General features: G+C 66.6%; 17 protein-coding genes. 11 read left to right on the top strand and 6 right to left on the bottom strand.

The annotated features are described in order from the left end of the window. Nucleotides 1-118 precede the first annotated feature (118 nt). Nucleotides 119-2,044 carry an ATP-dependent zinc metalloprotease FtsH gene (ftsH, locus tag C5689_RS10760; protein ID WP_108917274.1) on the top strand — a complete coding sequence of 642 codons (1,926 nt, stop codon included), beginning with the start codon at nt 119-121 and terminating at the stop codon, nt 2,042-2,044. Between the two features lie 57 nt (nt 2,045-2,101). Here ftsH and C5689_RS10755 read toward each other — a convergent pair whose 3' ends face one another. Beyond that, nucleotides 2,102-2,440, bottom strand: coding sequence for a YnfA family protein (locus C5689_RS10755; protein WP_108917273.1), 339 nt, complete (start codon nt 2,438-2,440; stop codon nt 2,102-2,104). Continuing rightward, nucleotides 2,437-2,787, bottom strand: a complete 351-nt coding sequence (gene arsC / locus C5689_RS10750) for an arsenate reductase (glutaredoxin) (RefSeq protein WP_108917272.1) — start codon at nt 2,785-2,787, stop codon at nt 2,437-2,439. Before arsC ends, C5689_RS10755 begins: the two co-directional genes overlap by 4 nt. Nucleotides 2,788-3,059: 272 nt before the next feature. Between arsC and glmM the strand changes: the two genes are divergently transcribed. The 7 genes from glmM (at nt 3,060) to C5689_RS10715 (ending at nt 10,017) form a co-directional block, all read left to right on the top strand. Beyond that, nucleotides 3,060-4,409 carry a phosphoglucosamine mutase gene (glmM, locus tag C5689_RS10745; protein WP_108917271.1) on the top strand — a complete coding sequence of 450 codons (1,350 nt, stop codon included), beginning with the start codon at nt 3,060-3,062 and terminating at the stop codon, nt 4,407-4,409. Nucleotides 4,410-4,594: 185 nt separating this feature from the next. Then, entirely contained in the window at nt 4,595-5,443 is an 849-nt protein-coding gene (locus C5689_RS10740; protein WP_108917270.1) for an outer membrane protein, read from the top strand. Between the two features lie 144 nt (nt 5,444-5,587). Then, nucleotides 5,588-7,162 (top strand): exodeoxyribonuclease VII large subunit, encoded by a 1,575-nt coding sequence (gene xseA, locus C5689_RS10735; RefSeq protein ID WP_108917300.1) that lies wholly within the window; start codon nt 5,588-5,590, stop codon nt 7,160-7,162. 101 nt (nt 7,163-7,263) lie between these two features. After that, nucleotides 7,264-7,743 carry a DUF2948 family protein gene (locus C5689_RS10730; RefSeq protein ID WP_108917299.1) on the top strand — a complete coding sequence of 160 codons (480 nt, stop codon included), beginning with the start codon at nt 7,264-7,266 and terminating at the stop codon, nt 7,741-7,743. Between the two features lie 28 nt (nt 7,744-7,771). Next, nucleotides 7,772-9,073, top strand: coding sequence for a histidinol dehydrogenase (gene hisD, locus C5689_RS10725; RefSeq protein WP_108917298.1), 1,302 nt, complete (start codon nt 7,772-7,774; stop codon nt 9,071-9,073). Then, the gene (locus tag C5689_RS10720) at nt 9,030-9,554 is read left to right on the top strand and encodes a UPF0262 family protein (protein WP_425293400.1); all 525 of its coding nucleotides are present in this window, start codon (nt 9,030-9,032) and stop codon (nt 9,552-9,554) included. The genes hisD and C5689_RS10720 overlap by 44 nt, the downstream gene beginning before the upstream one ends. A 4-nt stretch (nt 9,555-9,558) precedes the next feature. Continuing rightward, complete coding sequence (locus C5689_RS10715; protein WP_108917268.1) at nt 9,559-10,017, top strand: arsenate-mycothiol transferase ArsC; 459 nt, start codon at nt 9,559-9,561, stop codon at nt 10,015-10,017. Between the two features lie 53 nt (nt 10,018-10,070). Here C5689_RS10715 and C5689_RS10710 read toward each other — a convergent pair whose 3' ends face one another. Beyond that, nucleotides 10,071-10,481, bottom strand: coding sequence for an MAPEG family protein (locus C5689_RS10710; RefSeq protein ID WP_108917267.1), 411 nt, complete (start codon nt 10,479-10,481; stop codon nt 10,071-10,073). A 128-nt stretch (nt 10,482-10,609) separates the two neighbouring features. Here C5689_RS10710 and C5689_RS10705 point away from each other — a divergent pair, with 128 nt between their 5' ends. Then, entirely contained in the window at nt 10,610-11,056 is a 447-nt protein-coding gene (locus C5689_RS10705; protein ID WP_146188374.1) for a winged helix-turn-helix transcriptional regulator, read from the top strand. Here C5689_RS10705 and C5689_RS10700 read toward each other — a convergent pair. After that, nucleotides 10,941-12,107: an amidase gene (locus C5689_RS10700; protein ID WP_167398711.1), complete on the bottom strand. Its 1,167-nt coding sequence runs from the start codon at nt 12,105-12,107 to the stop codon at nt 10,941-10,943. The genes C5689_RS10705 and C5689_RS10700 overlap by 116 nt on opposite strands. A 131-nt stretch (nt 12,108-12,238) precedes the next feature. On the opposite strand from C5689_RS10700, the gene C5689_RS10695 reads away from it, so the two are divergent. Continuing rightward, nucleotides 12,239-12,937 carry an aquaporin gene (locus tag C5689_RS10695; RefSeq protein ID WP_108917297.1) on the top strand — a complete coding sequence of 233 codons (699 nt, stop codon included), beginning with the start codon at nt 12,239-12,241 and terminating at the stop codon, nt 12,935-12,937. An 85-nt stretch (nt 12,938-13,022) separates the two neighbouring features. After that, entirely contained in the window at nt 13,023-13,829 is an 807-nt protein-coding gene (locus tag C5689_RS10690) for a cyclase family protein (protein WP_108917265.1), read from the top strand. Between the two features lie 43 nt (nt 13,830-13,872). Here C5689_RS10690 and C5689_RS10685 read toward each other — a convergent pair whose 3' ends face one another. Further along, nucleotides 13,873-14,490: a biliverdin-producing heme oxygenase gene (locus C5689_RS10685; RefSeq protein WP_108917264.1), complete on the bottom strand. Its 618-nt coding sequence runs from the start codon at nt 14,488-14,490 to the stop codon at nt 13,873-13,875. Beyond that, on the bottom strand, nt 14,487-17,081 hold the full coding sequence (locus C5689_RS10680) for an HWE histidine kinase domain-containing protein (RefSeq protein WP_108917263.1): 2,595 nt from the start codon (nt 17,079-17,081) through the stop codon (nt 14,487-14,489). Before C5689_RS10680 ends, C5689_RS10685 begins: the two co-directional genes overlap by 4 nt. Nucleotides 17,082-17,260: the final 179 nt, after the last annotated feature.

Here is a 17,260-nt window from a genome sequence, read left to right as displayed (position 1 = left end):
TCTCTCGGAAGCGCGCGAGGCGCTCTCTTGGCAATCGCTTCCGACGCGCCTAGATTACAGGAAACGACTTTCGTTTTCCGGGATGGCTCGGGCGGAATCGTCATTCGCAAGGTTCGACATGAACGCAAACTTCAGGAACATCGCTCTTTGGGCGATCATCGGGCTGCTCGTCGTGGCGCTCGTCATGCTGTTCCAGCAGCCGGGTCAGCGGACTCCGATCCGCGATATCAGCTTCAGCGAATTGCTCACGCAGATCGACCAGGGGCGCGTCCATGACGTGACCATCGCCGGCAATGAGATCAGCGGACATTTCTCCGACAATCGGCCGTTCTCGACCTATGCGCCCAATGATCCCTCGCTGGTGCAGCGCCTGACCGCGAAGAATGTCGCCATCAGCGCGCGTCCGCCGGCCGACGGCAACAGCTGGCTGATGACTCTGCTCATCAACGGCCTACCGCTCATCGCCTTTCTCGGCGTGTGGATTTTCCTGTCGCGCCAGATGCAGGGCGCCGGCGGCCGCGCGCTCGGCTTCGGCAAGTCCAAGGCCAAGCTGCTGACGGAAACGCAGGGCCGCGTCACTTTCGAGGATGTCGCCGGCGTCGACGAGGCCAAGGAAGACCTCCAGGAGATCGTCGAATTCCTGCGTGATCCGCAGAAGTTCCAGCGTCTCGGCGGCCGCATTCCGCGCGGCGTGCTGCTCGTCGGCCCGCCCGGCACCGGCAAGACTCTTCTCGCCCGCGCCATCGCCGGCGAGGCCAACGTCCCCTTCTTCACCATCTCGGGCTCCGACTTCGTCGAAATGTTCGTCGGCGTCGGCGCGAGCCGCGTGCGCGACATGTTCGAGCAGGCCAAGAAGAACGCGCCTTGCATCATCTTCGTCGACGAGATCGACGCCGTCGGTCGTCATCGCGGCGCCGGCTTAGGGGGCGGCAATGACGAGCGCGAGCAGACGCTGAACCAGTTGCTCGTCGAGATGGACGGCTTCGAGGCCAATGAGGGCATCATCCTCATCGCCGCGACCAACCGCCCCGACGTGCTCGATCCCGCGCTGATGCGTCCCGGCCGCTTCGATCGCCAGATCAATGTGCCGAACCCCGACTTCATCGGCCGCGAGAAGATCCTCAAGGTTCATGCCCGCAAAGTGCCGCTGGCGCCGGATGTGGATCTGAAGGTCGTCGCGCGCGGCACGCCGGGCTTCTCGGGCGCCGATCTGATGAATCTCGTCAATGAGGCGGCGCTGCTGGCTGCAAGACGCAGCAAGCGCATCGTCACGCGACAGGAGTTCGAGGATTCGCGCGACAAGATCATGATGGGCGCCGAGCGTCGCACTCTGGTGATGACGGAGGAGGAGAAGCGCCTCACCGCATTCCACGAGGGCGGCCATGCGCTGGTGCAGCTCAACATGCCGGGCTCCATCCCGATCCACAAGGCGACGATCATCCCGCGCGGCCGCGCGCTGGGCATGGTGCAGGGCCTGCCGGAGCGCGACCAGATCTCGCAGAGCTTCGAGCAATTGAAGGCTATGCTGGCTCTGGCGATGGGCGGACGCGTGGCGGAAGAGCTGGTGTTCGGCCGCGACAAGGTGACCTCGGGCGCGGCGAGCGACATTCAGCAATGCACGCGCATCGCCCGCGCGATGGTGACGCAGCTCGGTTTCTCGGACAAGCTCGGCACGGTGGCCTATGCCGATCCGCAGCAGGAGCAGTTCCTCGGCTATTCGATCGGCCGCACGCAGACCCTCTCGGAGGCGACGCAGCAGACGATCGACGCGGAAGTGCGGCGCCTGGTGCAGGAAGGCTATGAGGACGCGCGGCGCATTCTGACCGAGAAGCGCGGCGATCTCGACGTGCTGGCCAATGGCCTTCTGGAGTTCGAGACGCTGACCGGCGACGAGATGATCGGCCTGCTGCAGGGCAAGCGCCCGGTGCGCGAGGATGTGCCGCCCGCGGCCCCGCCGGCGCGCCCCTCGCCCGTGCCCTCGACCGGCCGCACGCGGCCCTCGCCCGAGCCGGACGCCGGCGGGCTGGAGCCGCATCCGGTCTGATCGACGGACCCGATTTCAAACAAAAGCCCGGCGCGAACCGCCGGGCTTTTTTTGCGCTCAGCCGCGCGGGCCGAGAAGAATGAGCACGGCGCCGATGAGGCAGATCGTCGCGCCTATCGCATCCCAGCGATCCGGCCGCACGCCCTCCACCGCCCAGAGCCAGAGCACCGAGGCGGCGATATAGACGCCGCCATAGGCCGCATAGGCGCGGCCGGCGGCCTCCGTCTCCACGCGGGTGAGCAAAGCGGCGAAAGCGAAAAGCGAGAGCGCGCCGGGCGCGAGCCAGAACGCCGATTTGCCGAGCCGCGCGACAGCCCAGAAGGCGAAGCAGCCGCCGATTTCCGCGAAGGCGGCGCCGACATAGGCGAGCAGCGTCGCCGCGCCGACCCCGCTCACGCGAGCAGCGCCTCGACGGCCTCCGGCGGCCGGCACAGAGCGGCCTTGTCGCCGATGACGACGATCGGCCGCTCGATCAAGACGGGATGCTTCTCGATCGCATCGAAGATCGCCTCGTCCGTCACCGAAGCATCGCCGAGGCCGAGCTCCGCGTAAGGCGTACCGCGCTCGCGGAGAATGTCGCGCACGCTTTTCCCCATTTGCTTCAGCAGCGCCTTCAGCGTCTTTCGGTCCGGCGGCGTCTTCAGATATTGCACGATCTCGGGCTCGAGCCCGGCCTCCTTCAGCCGCGCGAGCACCTTGCGAGACGTGCCGCAGGCGGGATTGTGATAGATGACGACCTTCATCGAGCCCCCCGGATCATGTTAGCGTGGCGCGAGCATAGCCCCGCCGCCGGAAGGGCGAAACCGGGCCATACGCACAGACCACAGGGCGAGAAAGGCGATGGAAGCAGCCAATATGAGAAGCGATATTTCTTCATATCCTTTTCCGATGATGCGCGTAGGGACGGATTTCGTCCGAAAACGCCCATAATCTCGAGGTCGATTGGCGCCGCGGCGGCGGCGCTCGCGCCTTTCCGGCGTCGCCGCCCCCGCCGTTTCTCGGAGAACGACAAGCAATGACGCGCAGCTATTTCGGTACGGACGGCATCCGCGGACGCGCCAATCAGAAGATCACGCCCGAGCTCGCGCTCAAGGTCGGCCAGGCCGCCGGCCTCGTGTTCAACCGCGAGAGCGAGAGACGCCATCGCGTCGTCATCGGCAAGGACACGCGGCTCTCCGGCTATATGATCGAATATGCGCTGGTCGCCGGCTTCACCTCGGTCGGCATGGACGTTCTGCTGCTCGGCCCCATGCCGACGCCGGCTGTGGCCATGCTGACGCGCTCCATGCGCGCCGATCTCGGCGTGATGATCTCCGCCTCGCACAATCTCTTCGAGGACAATGGCATCAAGCTGTTCGGCCCGGACGCCTTCAAGCTCACCGACGAGACGGAAGCCGAGATCGAGAAGCTCATCGACCGCGATCTGACCAGCCGCCTCGCCGGCCCGCAGCAATTCGGCCGCGCCAAGCGCGTCGAGGATGTGCGCGCCCGCTATATCGAATACGCCAAGCGCACGCTGCCGCGGAACATGAGCTTCGAGGGATTGCGCGTCGTGCTCGATTGCGCCAATGGCGCCGCTTATAAGGTCGCGCCGGAAGCTCTCTGGGAGCTCGGCGCCGAGGTCATCACCATCGGCGACCAGCCGGACGGCTTCAACATCAATCGCGACGTCGGCTCGACCGCCCCGCAGGCGCTGCGCGACAAGGTGCGCGAGATGCGCGCCGATGTGGGCATAGCGCTCGACGGCGACGCCGACCGCGTCATCATGGTGGACGAGCTCGGCCATGTCATCGACGGCGATCAGCTGATGGCCGTCGTCGCGCGCAGCTGGCGCGACGACGGCCTGCTCGCCAAGCCCGGCGTCGTCGCGACCATCATGTCCAATCTCGGCTTCGAGCGCCATTTGCAAGGGCTCGGATTGACGCTCGAGCGCACCGCCGTCGGCGACCGCTATGTCATCGAGCGGATGCGCGAGCTCGGCTACAATCTCGGCGGCGAGCAATCGGGCCATGTGATCCTCTCCGATTACAGCACGACCGGCGACGGGCTCGTGACCGCCATGCAGGCGCTCGCCGCGGTGAAGAAACTCGGCCGCCGCGTGAGCGAGGTGTGCCGCTGCTTCGAGCCGCTGCCGCAAGTGCTGAAGAATGTGCGCGCGCGCGGCGCGAAGGCGCTGGAGCAGGAGCGCGTCATCGCCGCCATCGAGGCGGGACGGCGGCGCCTGGAAGGCTCCGGGCGCCTCGTCATCCGCCCCTCCGGCACGGAGCCTGTCATTCGCGTGATGGGCGAAGGCGACGACCCCGAGATCGTCGTCAGCGTCGTGGACGATATTTGCGACGCGCTGACCCGGGCCGAGGCGGCGTGAAGAGCGAATAGCGAATAGGGTTTTGGGAGTAGCGAGCAGCCGATTTGCTACTCGCTACTGCCGCTCGACTACGTACATCGCCAGTAAGGTTAACTCCACTTTAAGCGTTCTCCCTCAATCTTCCTTCACATTGGCGCCAGCCAAGGGTCCGCGCCGCGGTCCTCTATCGTGAAGGGAAGACATTAATGGGCAAGACGAGAGCCCTCTTCATAGCGGCCGCATTCGCTTCCGCCATGACCATGAGCTTCAGCGCATTCGCCGCCGATCTTCTGCTGCCGCCGCCTCCGCCGATCGAGCCGCCGCCGCCCGCCGATTTCGGCGGCTGGTATCTGCGCGGCGATGTGGGCGTCGGCGTCAATCAGATTTCCGAGCTTCGCTCGACCTTCAGCCCCACCGTCCTGGTGCCGGCGCCGCAGTTCGATCAATATTCGATCGGCGACAGCGCTTTCGCGGGCGGCGGCGTCGGCTATCAGATCAACAATTGGTTCCGCGTCGACGTGACGGGCGAATATCGCACCGCCTCCAACTATCGCGCCACGCAGAGCTACGCCAACATCTTCGGCCTCGCCTGCGGCGCGCGCTGCTACGACATCTACAGCGCGCAGCACAGCGCCGCAGTCTTCCTGGCCAATGGCTATGTCGATCTCGGCACCTGGTACGGGATCACGCCCTTCGTCGGCGGCGGCGTCGGCGTCGCGGTCAATTGGCTGAACAATCTCTATGATCTCTCGGCGCAGCCGGCCGGCGGCTTCGGCATCGCCCAGGACGCCACCAAGACCAATTTTGCCTGGGCCGTGATGGCGGGCCTCGCCTATAACATCACGCCCAATTTCAAGGTCGAGCTCGGCTATCGCTATCTCGACATGGGCAAGTTCCAGACCAATGTCATCGGCTGCCTCGCCGCCGGCTGCGCGGGCGAGCGCCAGACCTTCCAGCTCGCCTCGCACGACATTCGCCTCGGCTTCCGCTACGCGCTGATGGCGCCGGCGCCGATGCTGATGGCGCCTCCCGGCCCGCTGGTCCGCAAATACTGACTTTCGGCCTCTTCTTCCGAAACCTCAGGGCGCGCGGCTCGCGAGAGCCTCGCGCCTTTTGTTTTGCGCGTGCGCCGTCGCAATCCTCTGGACGAGCGCCCGGTCCCCCTCGCGAGACGGCGCAAAATCGGCCATATCTCGTCCATGGCCAAGCGTCCCGCCAAATCCCCAGCCCCCGAGGGCGACGATCCCGCCCCGCCGATCGCCGCCGGGCCGAATGTGCCGGAGCTGTCCGTCTCCGAGCTCGCCAATGCCTTGAAGCGCACGGTGGAGGATCGCTTCGGCCATGTGCGCGTGCGCGGCGAGATCACCAATTATCGGGGGCCGCATTCCTCGGGCCATGTCTATTTCAGCCTCAAGGACCAGAACGCCCGTCTCGACGCCGTGATCTGGAAGATGACCTTCCTGCGCCTGCGCGTGAAGCCGCAGGAGGGGCTGGAAGTCGTCGCCACCGGCAAGATCAGCACGTTTCCGGGCAAATCCTCCTATCAGATCGTCATCGAAACTCTGGAGCCGGCCGGCGCCGGCGCGCTGATGGCGCTGCTCGACGAGCGGCGCAAGCGCCTCGCCGCCGAGGGACTGTTCGACGCCGAGCGCAAAAAGCTCCTGCCCTTCCTGCCCCTCGTCGTGGGCGTCGTCACCTCGCCGACCGGCGCGGTGATTCGCGACATATTGCATCGGCTGCTGGATCGTTTTCCGCGCCGCGTGCTCGTCTGGCCGGTGCGCGTGCAGGGGGAGACCTGCGCCGCGGAAGTCGCCGCGGCGATCGACGGCTTCAACGCTCTGCCCCCCGGCGGCCCGATTCCGCGGCCGGATGTGCTGATCGTCGCGCGCGGCGGCGGCTCGCTCGAGGATTTGTTCGGCTTCAATGAGGAAATCGTGGTGCGCGCGGCGGCGGCGAGCGCCATTCCGCTGGTCTCGGCCATCGGCCATGAGACCGACACGACTCTCATCGATTTCGTCGCCGATCTGCGCGCGCCCACTCCCACAGGCGCCGCAGAAAAATGCGTGCCGGTGCGCGCCGAGCTGGTGGAGCATACGGCGACGCTCGCCCGCCGCCTCGCGGGTGCGGAACGGCGGCTTCTGGACGCCAATCGGCGGCAGCTCGCCTCGTTGCAGCGCATGCTGCCCGCGGGCGCGCAATTGCTGCTCGCGCCCGCCCAACGCGCCGATCGCGCCGGCGAGCGGCTGCGCGGCAATCTACGCCGCGCGCTGGACGGCCGCCGCCTCGCTCTCTCGCGCGTCTCCCATGTGCTCGCCCGCCATTCGCCGCAGGCGGAGCTGGCGCGCGCCTCCGAACGGCTGAAGGGCCTCCAGGCGCGCCTGCGGCAGGGCCTCGCCGCCCGCCTCGCCCTCTCCCGCCGGGAGGCCGAGGGCGCGCAAAGACGGCTCGACCATGCCGAGCAACGGCTGCGCTCGGCCTTCATCCGCATAATCGACGAGCGGCAGGCGCGGCTCGAGCGGCTCGATCAGCTACGCGAGACGCTCGGCTATGAGCAGGTGCTCGCGCGCGGCTTCGCCCTGGTGCGCGACGAGACGGGCGCACTGCTGCGGCAGGCGGCCGACATCGCGCCGGGCCAGAGGCTGGATGTGCAATTTTCCGACGGCCATATCGCCGCGCAAGCGGAATCCGGCGGCACGTCGCCCGCTCCGGCCCCTACCGCACGGCCGAAGCGCGGAAAAGACAAGGGCGGCGGCGACCAGGGCTCACTCTTTTGAAACCACGCGGCAAACTTCCACTCGACGTGCGCCATCGCCTCAGCGGCGCGGTTGCACAGCGAAACGGCGCTCGCCATATGCTCGAACAGGAGGCCCGCTCCATGTTCAAGCGCTCGTCATCGCCACAGCACGATGGTCTGAGGCTCCAGGCAATGGACGCCGAGGACCTCTCCTGCCTCTCCGCCCTGCTTCAGGACGCGCTGGTCCGCGTCGGCGATATCGCCTTTCTGCCCGAGCAGCGTCGCTTCGCCTTTCTCGGCTGCCGCTATGATTGGGCCGCCGCCGAGCAGGGCAAACGCGAGCGCTGCCATTCCGGCGTGCATTTCGACGGGGTGCGGCGGGTCCGTCAGCTCAAAATCGCCCGCGACCGGCCCGAGGCGATTTTGGAGCTGCTGGCCGTCACTTTCGAGCCCGCCGTCGAGCCCCCCGGTGGCGTGGTGACGCTGATTTTCGCCGGCGGAGCGGCGATTTCCTTGGACGTGGAGTGCGTCGAGGCCCGCCTCCAGGACCTCGGTCCGCGCTGGGCCGCGAAAGCCTGTCCGTCACATGAGCTTGACGAAGACGGCGAGGGAAGGTCATGACAACCGGAAATACCGGTTGGAGAAGAACATGACTTGGCGATTGGATGCGTCGGCGGCGGATTTCGAGGAGCGCTTCACCGCGCTGCTGGCGACGAAGCGCGAGGCCGCCCAGGACGTCGACGACACCGTCCGCGGCATTATCGAGGATGTGGCCGCCCGCGGCGACCCGGCGCTGATCGATTATTCCAAGCGCTTCGACCATATCGACCTCGCCGAGACCGGCATTGCGCTGACGAAAGCCGAGATCGACGCGGCCGAGGCCAAGGTCCCGAAGGAGACGCTGGCCGCCCTCGATCTCGCCCACGCCCGCATCAAAGCCTTCCACGAGCGCCAGCGGCCGCAGGACCTGCGCTATAAGGACGAGGCCGGCGTCGAGCTCGGCTGGCGCTGGAGCGCGCTCGAATCGGTCGGCCTCTATGTGCCGGGCGGCACCGCCTCCTACCCCTCCTCCGTGCTGATGAACGCCGTGCCGGCCAAGGTGGCCGGCGTCGATCGTCTGGTGATGGTGGTCCCCGCCCCGCATGGGGTGATCGACCCGCTGGTGCTGGCCGCCGCCAAGCGCGCCGGCGTCGACGAGGTCTATCGCGTCGGCGGCGCGCAGGCCGTCGCGGCGCTGGCCTATGGCACCAAGTCCATTCGCCCCGTGGCCAAGATCGTCGGTCCCGGCAACGCCTGGGTGGCGGCCGCCAAGCGCCGCGTCTTCGGCCTCGTCGGCATAGACATGATCGCCGGCCCTTCGGAAATTCTGGTGCTCGCCGATAAGACCGCCAATCCCGATTGGGTGGCGATCGATCTGCTCGCCCAGGCGGAGCATGACGAATCGGCGCAGTCGATCCTCATCACCGACGATCCTTCCTTCGCCGACGCGGCCGCCGCCGCCGTCGAGCGCCAGCTGGCGACGCTCTCGCGCTTCGAGATCGCCTCCAAGAGCTGGCGCGACTATGGCGCGATCATCGTGACCAAGAACCTCTCCGACTCCATTCCGCTCGCCGACCGCATCGCCGCCGAGCATTTGGAAATCGTCTCGGAAGACGCCGAGGAGCTGGCCGCCAAGGTGCGCAACGCGGGCGCGATCTTCATCGGCGCCTATACGCCGGAGGCGATCGGCGATTATGTCGGCGGCTCCAATCACGTTCTGCCGACGGCGCGCTCGGCGCGCTTCTCGTCGGGCCTCAGCGTGCTGGATTTCGTGAAGCGCACGTCGATCTTGAAATGCGACGCCGCCTCGCTGAAGGAGATCGGCCCCGCCGCCGTCGCTCTGGGCGACGCCGAGCGGCTGCAGGCACATGCGCGCTCTGTGGCCGTGCGCCTCGATCAGCGCGGGGCGTGAGGTGTCGACAAGCGCGACCAAGCGGCTGATCTCCGTCACGCTCGATGAGGCATCCATCGGGCGCGGCACGGCGGATCAGGAGCATGAGCGCGCCATCGCCATCTATGATCTCATCGAGGACAACAGCTTCGCGCTGGAAGGACATGACGGCGGGCCTTACGCCCTCGTCATCGCCCTGCATGACGCCAAGCTCGTCTTCGACGTGCGCGACGAGGCAGGCGTCACGATCGTCACGCATATTTTGTCGCTGACGCCCTTCAAGCGCCTGCTTAAAGACTATTTTCTGGTTTGCGAGACCTATTACGCCGCGATCCGCACCGCGACGCCGAGCCGGATCGAGGCGATCGACATGGGCCGGCGCGGGCTGCACAATGAAGGCGCGGCCCTGCTCGCCGAACGGCTGAAGGGCAAGATCGACTGCGATTCGGACACCGCGCGCCGCCTCTTCACGCTGGTCACGGCCCTGCATTGGAAGGGCTGAGCCCATGCCGGAGGGAGGCGGACACGTATCGCGGCCGAGCGCCGTGCTGTTCGCCTGCACGCAAAACGCCGTGCGCTCGCCCATGGCGGAGGCGCTGGGGCGTCATTATTTCGGCCGCGAGATCTATTTCGCCTCCGCGGGCCTCAAACGCGGCGAGAGCGACCCTTTCGCCATCGCCGCGATGGACGAGATCGGCGTCGACATCTCTCGCCACAAGCCGCACACTTTCGAGGATTTGGAAGATTCCAACTTCGATCTGATCGTCACTTTGTCGCCGGAGTCGCATCACAAGGCGCTGGAATTCACGCGCGCCATGGCGGTCGATGTCGTCTATTGGCCGACGCTCGACGCCACCGCGACCAGCGGCTCACGCGAGACGATCATGGAGTCCTATCGCGCCGTGCGGGATTCGCTGGCCAAGCGCATTTTGAAGCTGCTGTCGGTGGAGCATGGATCGGATTGAGGCCCCCTCGTCTTCGTGGCGTGATGCGCCACGAAGACACGAAGGCCACGAGATCACCCACGCGCCAGAATAGCGAAGAGCAGCGTGAGCTGACAGAAGAAACCGATGAGAAACATCGGCGTGCGCACCCACGGCAGGCCGAGCGTGTAGACGACATAATGCGCGGCGCGCGAGGCGAAGAACAAGAGCGCTGCGAGCGCCGTCGCCGCCGTGCCGCCGCCGATGATCTGAATCGTCAATGCGAGCACGGCGAAGACGACGAGATTTTCGATCATATTCGTATGGGCGTTCTTGGCGCGCTGCGCCCATGGCGCCTTGGTTGCGACATCACGCAGCGGATCGCTGAATGTCGCGATCGGCCCCAGCTCCAAAATGCGCTGCAGAATATAGGGAATCCACAAGACCGAGGCGAGGCCGGCGGTCAGCACGGTCCAATAGAGCTCGGGAGAAATTGCGTTGGTCATAGTGTGTCGCGCTCCTCTAGGATCAAAGACGCCGCGAAGGTAGCGAAACGCTTTTCATTGGTGAAGTACGCAGAAATTTCGCATATACAGACATATACCGCCTATACGGCAATATTGGATACTACCCCATGCGCAAGCAGCGGCACGTAGAATATGACGAATGCCCGATCGAGGGCGCGATGGATATCATCGGCGGCAAATGGAAGCCGTCGATCCTCTTTCGTCTCGCCGATGGAACCAAGCGCTTTTCCGAATTGCAGCGGCTGCTGAAAACGATCACGCAGCGCACGCTCACCCAGCAATTGCGCGATCTCGAGCGTGATCGCATGATCTCGCGCCACGTCTATGCGGAAGTGCCGCCGCGCGTGGAATACAGCCTCACCGAGCGCGGCCGCTCGCTGGAGCCGGTGCTGGCGCTCTTGTTCCGCTGGGGCGTCGACAATGTGCTGGCGGAAAAGGCTACAGCCCCGAAAGCCCCCGCGCCGCGGCGATCAGCCGACGGTCCGACCAGCGCGGGCCGATCAACGAAATCGCGAGCGGCGGCGCGCCCGCGGGCCGCGAAAGCGGAACGCTGATCTGCGGCAGGCCGAAGAAGCTGGCGAAGAGAAACGTGCGGAACATCTGATAGCGCTTGGCGTCGAGCGCTTCCTCGCTCTCGCCCAGCCGCGGCGAGACGAAAGGCGTCGTCGGAACGACGATGAGGCTATTCTCGCCGAACATGGCCGCGACGCGCGCGCGCGCATCGCGCCGAAACGCGTCGGCCGCGGCTTTGGCGGCAGGCGTCACTTTCGACGCCATGTCGAAGCGCTGCGCTATGCCGGGACCGAATTGCGGATGTTCCGCCGCGATCCAGGCGCCATGCGCGCCCCAGGCCTCATAGGCCTGGAGATTGCGGAAATGACGCAGCGACTCGGCCCAGAATTCCTCGCCCAATGTTACGTCTCGCTCGGAAAATCCTTGCGCGACGATGGCCCGCGCCGGCGCCATGGCCGCGGCGGTCTCGGCGTCGCATTGCGCGAAAGTCTCGCCGAGGAAGACGGCCTCGTCGAATGCGCCTTGCGTGAGATCGCGCGGCAGCAGCGCGTCGCCGACCCGCGCCATGAGATCGATATCGCGCGCGAACCAGCCGATGACGTCGAGCGAGGCGGCGAGCGGAACGACGCCATTCACGCAAATCGCGCCATGCGAGGAGCGAAATCCGTAAATTCCGCAAAAAGCCGCCGGCGCGCGGCAGGAGCCTGCCGTATCCGTGCCCAGCGCGAAATCGGCGAGGCCCGCCGCGACAGCCGCCGCCGAGCCGGAGGAGGAGCCGCCCGGATGGCGATCCGGCGCAGCGGGATTTTTTGGCGTTCCGTAATGGGCGTTGGCGCCCAGCAGGCTATAGGCCATCTCGTCCATATGCGCCTTGCCGACCAGCCGCGCGCCGCAGGCGAGCAGCCGATCGACGACGGGCGCGTTGATGGCGGCGGGCGCATGAGTCGCCGCCCATGTCGGCTGGCCATTGGCGGAGACGAGGCCCTCGACGTCGATGTTCTCCTTGACGACGAAGCGCGCGCCCGAAAGCGGCCCCTGCGCCGACGCCGAAACATCGAGCGAATGCGTCAAAGCGGACGAAGAGCCCGACATTCCGTTTCCTCCCATCGAGCGCCGCGCGATTATTCATTTCCAGTTCATCGGCGATGCCGATTTTCGACGGTGATCCGACTTTTGCAAGATGCGGATTCGATTTTCACGAAACGACAGGTGCGGAAATGACAATCAAGAAATATGTCGCCGAGGCGATCGGCGCAGGCGCTCTGGTGCTGCTCGGATGCGGCTCGGTGACGCTCGGCGAGCTCGGCGGCGTGCTGAGCTCGACGCAAGGGATCGGCCCGCTCGCCGTGCTGCCCATCGCCTTCGCCTTCGGCCTCACTGTGACGGCATTCGCTTATGGCATAGGTCCAGTCTCGGGCTGCCACATCAATCCGGCTGTCTCGATCGGCGTCTGGTCCGCGGGACGGCTCTCGACGCTCAATCTCATCGGCTACATCATCGCGCAATGTCTCGGCGCCATCGCCGGCGCGGCGATCCTCTACGCAATATTGAAAGGCCGCGAAGGCGGATATGACGTCGCCGCCGCCGGCCTCGGCCAGAATGGATGGAGCAATATTTCGACGACCTCGGCCTTTCTGGCGGAATTCGTCGGCACATTCCTGTTTCTGGTCGTCATCCTCGGCGCGACCTCGACCAATGGCGGCACCGCCTCGGCTGGCGTGGCCATCGGCCTCGCCCTCGTCGTCATCCATATCGCGCTCATTCGTGTGACCGGCACCTCCGTCAATCCGGCGCGCTCGCTCGGCCCGGCGGTGTTCGTCGGCGGCAAGGCTCTGGAGCAGCTCTGGCTGTTCTTCGCGGCGCCGTTGCTCGGCGGGCTGACGGCCGGCCTGCTGTTCCGCTGGCGTAGCCTGGAGCCCTGATGACGGAATCGCTCCGGCCTCCACACGATTGAGCCGGAGCTTTCGCGTATGGCAGGATCGCTTCTCTTTGCGAGGAGATCGATCGATGGCGCATCACCCGATCCGCGGCTTGGTCCTGGCCGCTTTTCTCTCATCCATGATCGCGGCGCCGGCCTTCGGCCAGAGCCTCGATCTCTCCAAATCGACCATCGTCGATCTCACCCATTCCTTCGACGCCAAAACCATTTATTGGCCGACCTCGCCCTCGGGCTTCGAGCTCAAATCACTGCACAATGGCCTCACCGAGCGCGGCTATTTCTACGCCGCGAACAGCTTCTGCTCGCCCGAGCATGGCGGCACGCATCTCGACGCGCCATTGCATTTCGCGCAAGGCCATTGGACGAACGCCGAAATTCCCGTCGATCGCTTCGTCGGGCCCGCCTTCGTCATCGATGTGAGCGCCAAGGCCGCCGCCAATCCCGATTACACGCTGACGCCGGAAGACATAGCGGAATGGGAGGAAGCGCATGGGCGCATTCCACAAGGCGCGATCGTGCTGCTGCGCACCGGCTGGAGCGCGCGCTGGAGCGACCGCAAGGCCTATCTCGGCGATGACACGCCCGGCGACGCGACGCATCTGCATTTCCCCGGCTATGGCGCGCAGGCGGCGGCGCTGCTCGTCGTCGATCGCCGCGCCAAGCTCATCGGCATAGACACGGCTAGCGTCGACAATGGCCCGTCGCAGGATTTTCTGGTGCATCGAATCGTCGCCGGCGCCGACGCCGCCGGGCTCGAGAATCTCGATAATCTCGACAAATTGCCGGCGACCGGCGCGGTGGTCTTCGCTCTGCCGATGAAGATTTCCGGCGGCACCGGCGGCCCGGCGCGCGTCGTCGCCGTCGTGGCGAAATAGGCGCGACCGGAGCTGCTGGTCTCGCTCCGTCGCCAAGAGCGCTCTATTTGCCCGGCGCGCCGCGCAGGGCGATCGGCGAGGTCGGCGTGAAACTCTGATCGGCGAGCCAATGCTCGATCGCCTCGAAGCTCGCCCGCGCGCCGTCGATCATCTCCGGCAGCAGGCCGCGCGATGCGCCCTCTTCCAGCGCCGCGCAGCATTCGCGCCAGCCTCCTGCATCGGAGAGGAAGCGCCGGCCGCGAGCGGAGCCGGCGCCGAGCAGCGGATCGAGCGCGGCGGAAAGGCGCGCCGCGCCCAAGGTCGCGCCTTCGCGCATGTAGAACGCGCCGAGCCATTCGCCCGGACTGCGCAGCGCGGGAGACTCCGCCATCGGCAAGCTAGCGATTGCGGCGCCATCGGCGCCGAGATCGATGAGATCGCGCGCCAGCAGATGCGCCCGCGCGCCGATGCGCGCATCGACGCCATGGCGCAGCGCCGCCTCGATCAGCGCCCGCTCGAACGGCAGATGAAATCCATAGAGCCGCGCCAACAGTCGCAAATATTGCGTCGGCGTGATCTCTCCCGCCGCGAGCGCCGCCAGCGCGGGATAATCGTGAAGCCGCAGATGCGCGGCGCGCGTCGCGCTGCGCAGCGCCGCGCGCGCCGGCGAGACAATGCTCATGTCCGCCCCGCCTTTTGGGGCGAAGCGCTGTGGGCCATGACGCGCGACAGCGCGCCGACGAGCTCCTCCGCCGCATAAGGCTTGGTCACGACGGGACGGCCCGCAAATCGCGAAGGCGTCACGGCGCGATTCGCAAATCCCGTGGTGAAGACGAAGGGGACATGCGCCTCCGCGAGCGCGTCGGCGACCGGCCATACGGGCTCGCCGTCGAGGTCTATGTCGAGCAGAGCGACGTCGCAATCATGCCGCAGCGCCGCGCGCAGCCCATCCCAGACAGTCGCGCAGCTCTGCGCGATCTCCATTCCCCATTCCTCGAGCAACTCGCGGACCGACAGCGCGACGAGCGCCGCATCCTCGACCAGCAGCACGCGGCGACGCGCGAGCGCCGCCGGCTCGACCGCGGCGGCGGAACGCGGGTGCCTCTCGCTCTCCTGCGGGCCTTTGGCGAAAGCGATCTGCGACACGGGAATGCGGATGCGGCATTCTACTCCCGTCGCCGGAAAGCGCAGCTCCGCCTCGCCGCCGAGATCGATCGCCATCGTGCGCTCGATCAGCATACGCCCGAAACCCGATCGCTTCGGCGGCGCCGTCGGCGGGCCGCCGCTCTCCTTCCAGGTCAGCGTCAGCCGCTTCTCGCCCTTTTCGCGGCGGCGGCGCCATTCGACGCGCACGCGGCCGCCCGGCGTCGACAGCGCGCCATATTTGGCGGCGTTCGTCGTGAGCTCGTGAATCGCCATGCTGACGGCGAGCGCCGCCTTCGGCTTCAAGGCCACGGGCTCGCCGTCGATGCGGCAGGCGCTCTCCCTCCCCTGGCGAAAAGGCGCGAGCTCGTCCTCGACAATAGCGCGCAGCGACAGTCCCTCCCATCGGCTCTGCGTCAACAGCGTCTGCACGCGCGCCATCGTCGAGAGCCGGCTCTGCAGCGTCGCGTTGAATTCCTCGAGCGAAGCGGCGGAGCGCGCGGTGAAGCGCACCAGCGATTGGATCACCGACAATATGTTCTTGGCGCGATGCTCGAGCTCGGCCATCAGAAAATGCTGATGCGCCTGCGCCGCCTGCCGCTCGCGCACGGCGAGGTCGAGCGCATGGACGAAGACTTCGAGGATCGCCGAGCGCAGCGATCGCGCGATTTCGATCTCCGTGTCGCTCCAGGCCGACGATTGCAGGCGCGCGGTCTCGTCCCAGGCTTCGAAAGAGGCGCGCGGCGTCAGCGTCTCGCCATCCATCGCGACCGCCTCGGCCGGATTTCCGGCCCAGCGGACCAGCTGCCGCAGCTCGCCGCGAAAAAACAGCACATAATCCTTCGGCGTGCGCGAGATGGCGATGGCGAGCACGCCGGAGGCGACGTCGCAAAAGGCCTCGGCCGGAGCATAGGACAAAGGCAGACGATCGCTGACGAAGAGGCCCTGTTTCGACTGCGCGTGAATCCAGCTCAGCAGCGCGCCGATCTCCTGCGTCGACGGCGTGCGGCCGAGCGTCGCGCATTCCCCCTCGACGACGACCGCGCAGCCGTCGGCCTCGATCAGATCGAGCAGATCGGGCTTACCCTCGAGCAGAGCGCCGGCGAGATCGGCGCGACCCGACAGCGCGCCGACCAGCCGGCTCTGGACCTCGCCGGCGCGCATACGCCGCTTCGCCGTCTCGGCCTCGATGCGGCTCTGGAACTCGAGTGAGATCATCTGCGCGAATAATTCGCAGGCCGCGCGCCGGCGCAGATCGATGAAATGCGGCGTGCGATGGTGACAGGCCACGAGGCCGAACAGCTCGCCGCCGACGACGATCGACAAGGACATGGAAGCGCGAACCCCCATATTGGCGAGATAGCGCAAATGCACCGGCGAAACGCTGCGGAGCACGCTATGGCTGAGATCGAGCGGCCGCCCGGTCGCGGGCGAGAGCGCCGGCTCGATCGGCGCCGGCGTGTAGCGGACGTCGGGAATGAGGCGCAGCCAATTGGTGAGATAGAGCCTGCGCGCCTGCTGCGGAATGTCCGAGGCCGGAAAGCGCAGGCCGAGATAGGATGGGCAGCCCTCGGCCGCCGCCTCGGCGATCACGCTCCCCGAGCGGTCCGGAAAAAAGCGATAGACCATGACATGGTCGAAGCCGGTGGCGAGCGCCGTTTCCCGCGCCACCGCCTCGGCGTAGGTCTCCAACGTCTCGGCCGCCGCCGTCGCGGCGAGCATTTTCTGCACGAGTCCGAGCGGATCGCTCTCGACGCCGTCGCGCCGCGGCTCCAGCTCGACGAGAATGACGCCATCGCCGAGATGGACGACGCCCTCGAGCGCGAGCGCGCCATCGCCGGCCTCAGTCTCGAAGGCGAGACAGGAGCGCGGCCCGGCGGCGTCGGCGGCGAGCCGCGTCAATCGCGTCGCCGCCACGGCGCCGAGCCGCGCCTCGACGTTCTGGCCGATCAGCGCGCTATGCGGCGCGCCGAGCAGCGCCTGCGTGTCCCCGGCGATCTGGGCGATGCGCATATCGTTCGGATCGAGAGCCAGCAGCACGCCATGCGGCTGGATCGCGCCCGGCGCATGGATCGGCTCCCGATCGCAGATCGATAGGTCGACGCGCTCCGAGGCGTCTACTGGCGTCATCGCGTCGCCGCTCCAGCGTCATGTCTGCGATAGGCAGCCATATAAGGCCGGAAGCCTCGGCTCGTAGGGGGCCGGCGAAGCTCTCACGGTGAATCGAAATTAACCATTGAGACCCGAGCAGGACTGGATTTCGATGCGCTTCATGTCGGCAGAAATTTTCGCGCGGATGGAGCGGTCGA

It is taken from the genome of Methylosinus sporium (assembly GCF_003113265.1).
GTDB classification, from domain to species: domain Bacteria; phylum Pseudomonadota; class Alphaproteobacteria; order Rhizobiales; family Beijerinckiaceae; genus Methylosinus; species Methylosinus sporium.
The sequence above is the reverse complement of the archived record's forward strand: the minus strand, read 5'-3'. Positions and strand labels throughout refer to the sequence as shown.

What these genes read in the sequence shown, in the direction of transcription:
- ftsH (WP_108917274.1), top strand. Translation starts at nt 119, where the DNA reads ATGAACGCAAACTTCAGGAACATCGCTCTTTGGGCGATCATCGGGCTG.
- arsC (WP_108917272.1), bottom strand. Translation starts at nt 2,787, where the DNA reads ATGAAGGTCGTCATCTATCACAATCCCGCCTGCGGCACGTCTCGCAAG.
- glmM (WP_108917271.1), top strand. Translation starts at nt 3,060, where the DNA reads ATGACGCGCAGCTATTTCGGTACGGACGGCATCCGCGGACGCGCCAAT.
- C5689_RS10740 (WP_108917270.1), top strand. Translation starts at nt 4,595, where the DNA reads ATGGGCAAGACGAGAGCCCTCTTCATAGCGGCCGCATTCGCTTCCGCC.
- xseA (WP_108917300.1), top strand. Translation starts at nt 5,588, where the DNA reads ATGGCCAAGCGTCCCGCCAAATCCCCAGCCCCCGAGGGCGACGATCCC.
- C5689_RS10730 (WP_108917299.1), top strand. Translation starts at nt 7,264, where the DNA reads ATGTTCAAGCGCTCGTCATCGCCACAGCACGATGGTCTGAGGCTCCAG.
- hisD (WP_108917298.1), top strand. Translation starts at nt 7,772, where the DNA reads ATGACTTGGCGATTGGATGCGTCGGCGGCGGATTTCGAGGAGCGCTTC.
- C5689_RS10720 (WP_425293400.1), top strand. Translation starts at nt 9,030, where the DNA reads ATGCGCGCTCTGTGGCCGTGCGCCTCGATCAGCGCGGGGCGTGAGGTG.
- C5689_RS10715 (WP_108917268.1), top strand. Translation starts at nt 9,559, where the DNA reads ATGCCGGAGGGAGGCGGACACGTATCGCGGCCGAGCGCCGTGCTGTTC.
- C5689_RS10710 (WP_108917267.1), bottom strand. Translation starts at nt 10,481, where the DNA reads ATGACCAACGCAATTTCTCCCGAGCTCTATTGGACCGTGCTGACCGCC.
- C5689_RS10705 (WP_146188374.1), top strand. Translation starts at nt 10,610, where the DNA reads ATGCGCAAGCAGCGGCACGTAGAATATGACGAATGCCCGATCGAGGGC.
- C5689_RS10700 (WP_167398711.1), bottom strand. Translation starts at nt 12,107, where the DNA reads ATGTCGGGCTCTTCGTCCGCTTTGACGCATTCGCTCGATGTTTCGGCG.
- C5689_RS10690 (WP_108917265.1), top strand. Translation starts at nt 13,023, where the DNA reads ATGGCGCATCACCCGATCCGCGGCTTGGTCCTGGCCGCTTTTCTCTCA.
- C5689_RS10685 (WP_108917264.1), bottom strand. Translation starts at nt 14,490, where the DNA reads ATGAGCATTGTCTCGCCGGCGCGCGCGGCGCTGCGCAGCGCGACGCGC.
- C5689_RS10680 (WP_108917263.1), bottom strand. Translation starts at nt 17,081, where the DNA reads ATGACGCCAGTAGACGCCTCGGAGCGCGTCGACCTATCGATCTGCGAT.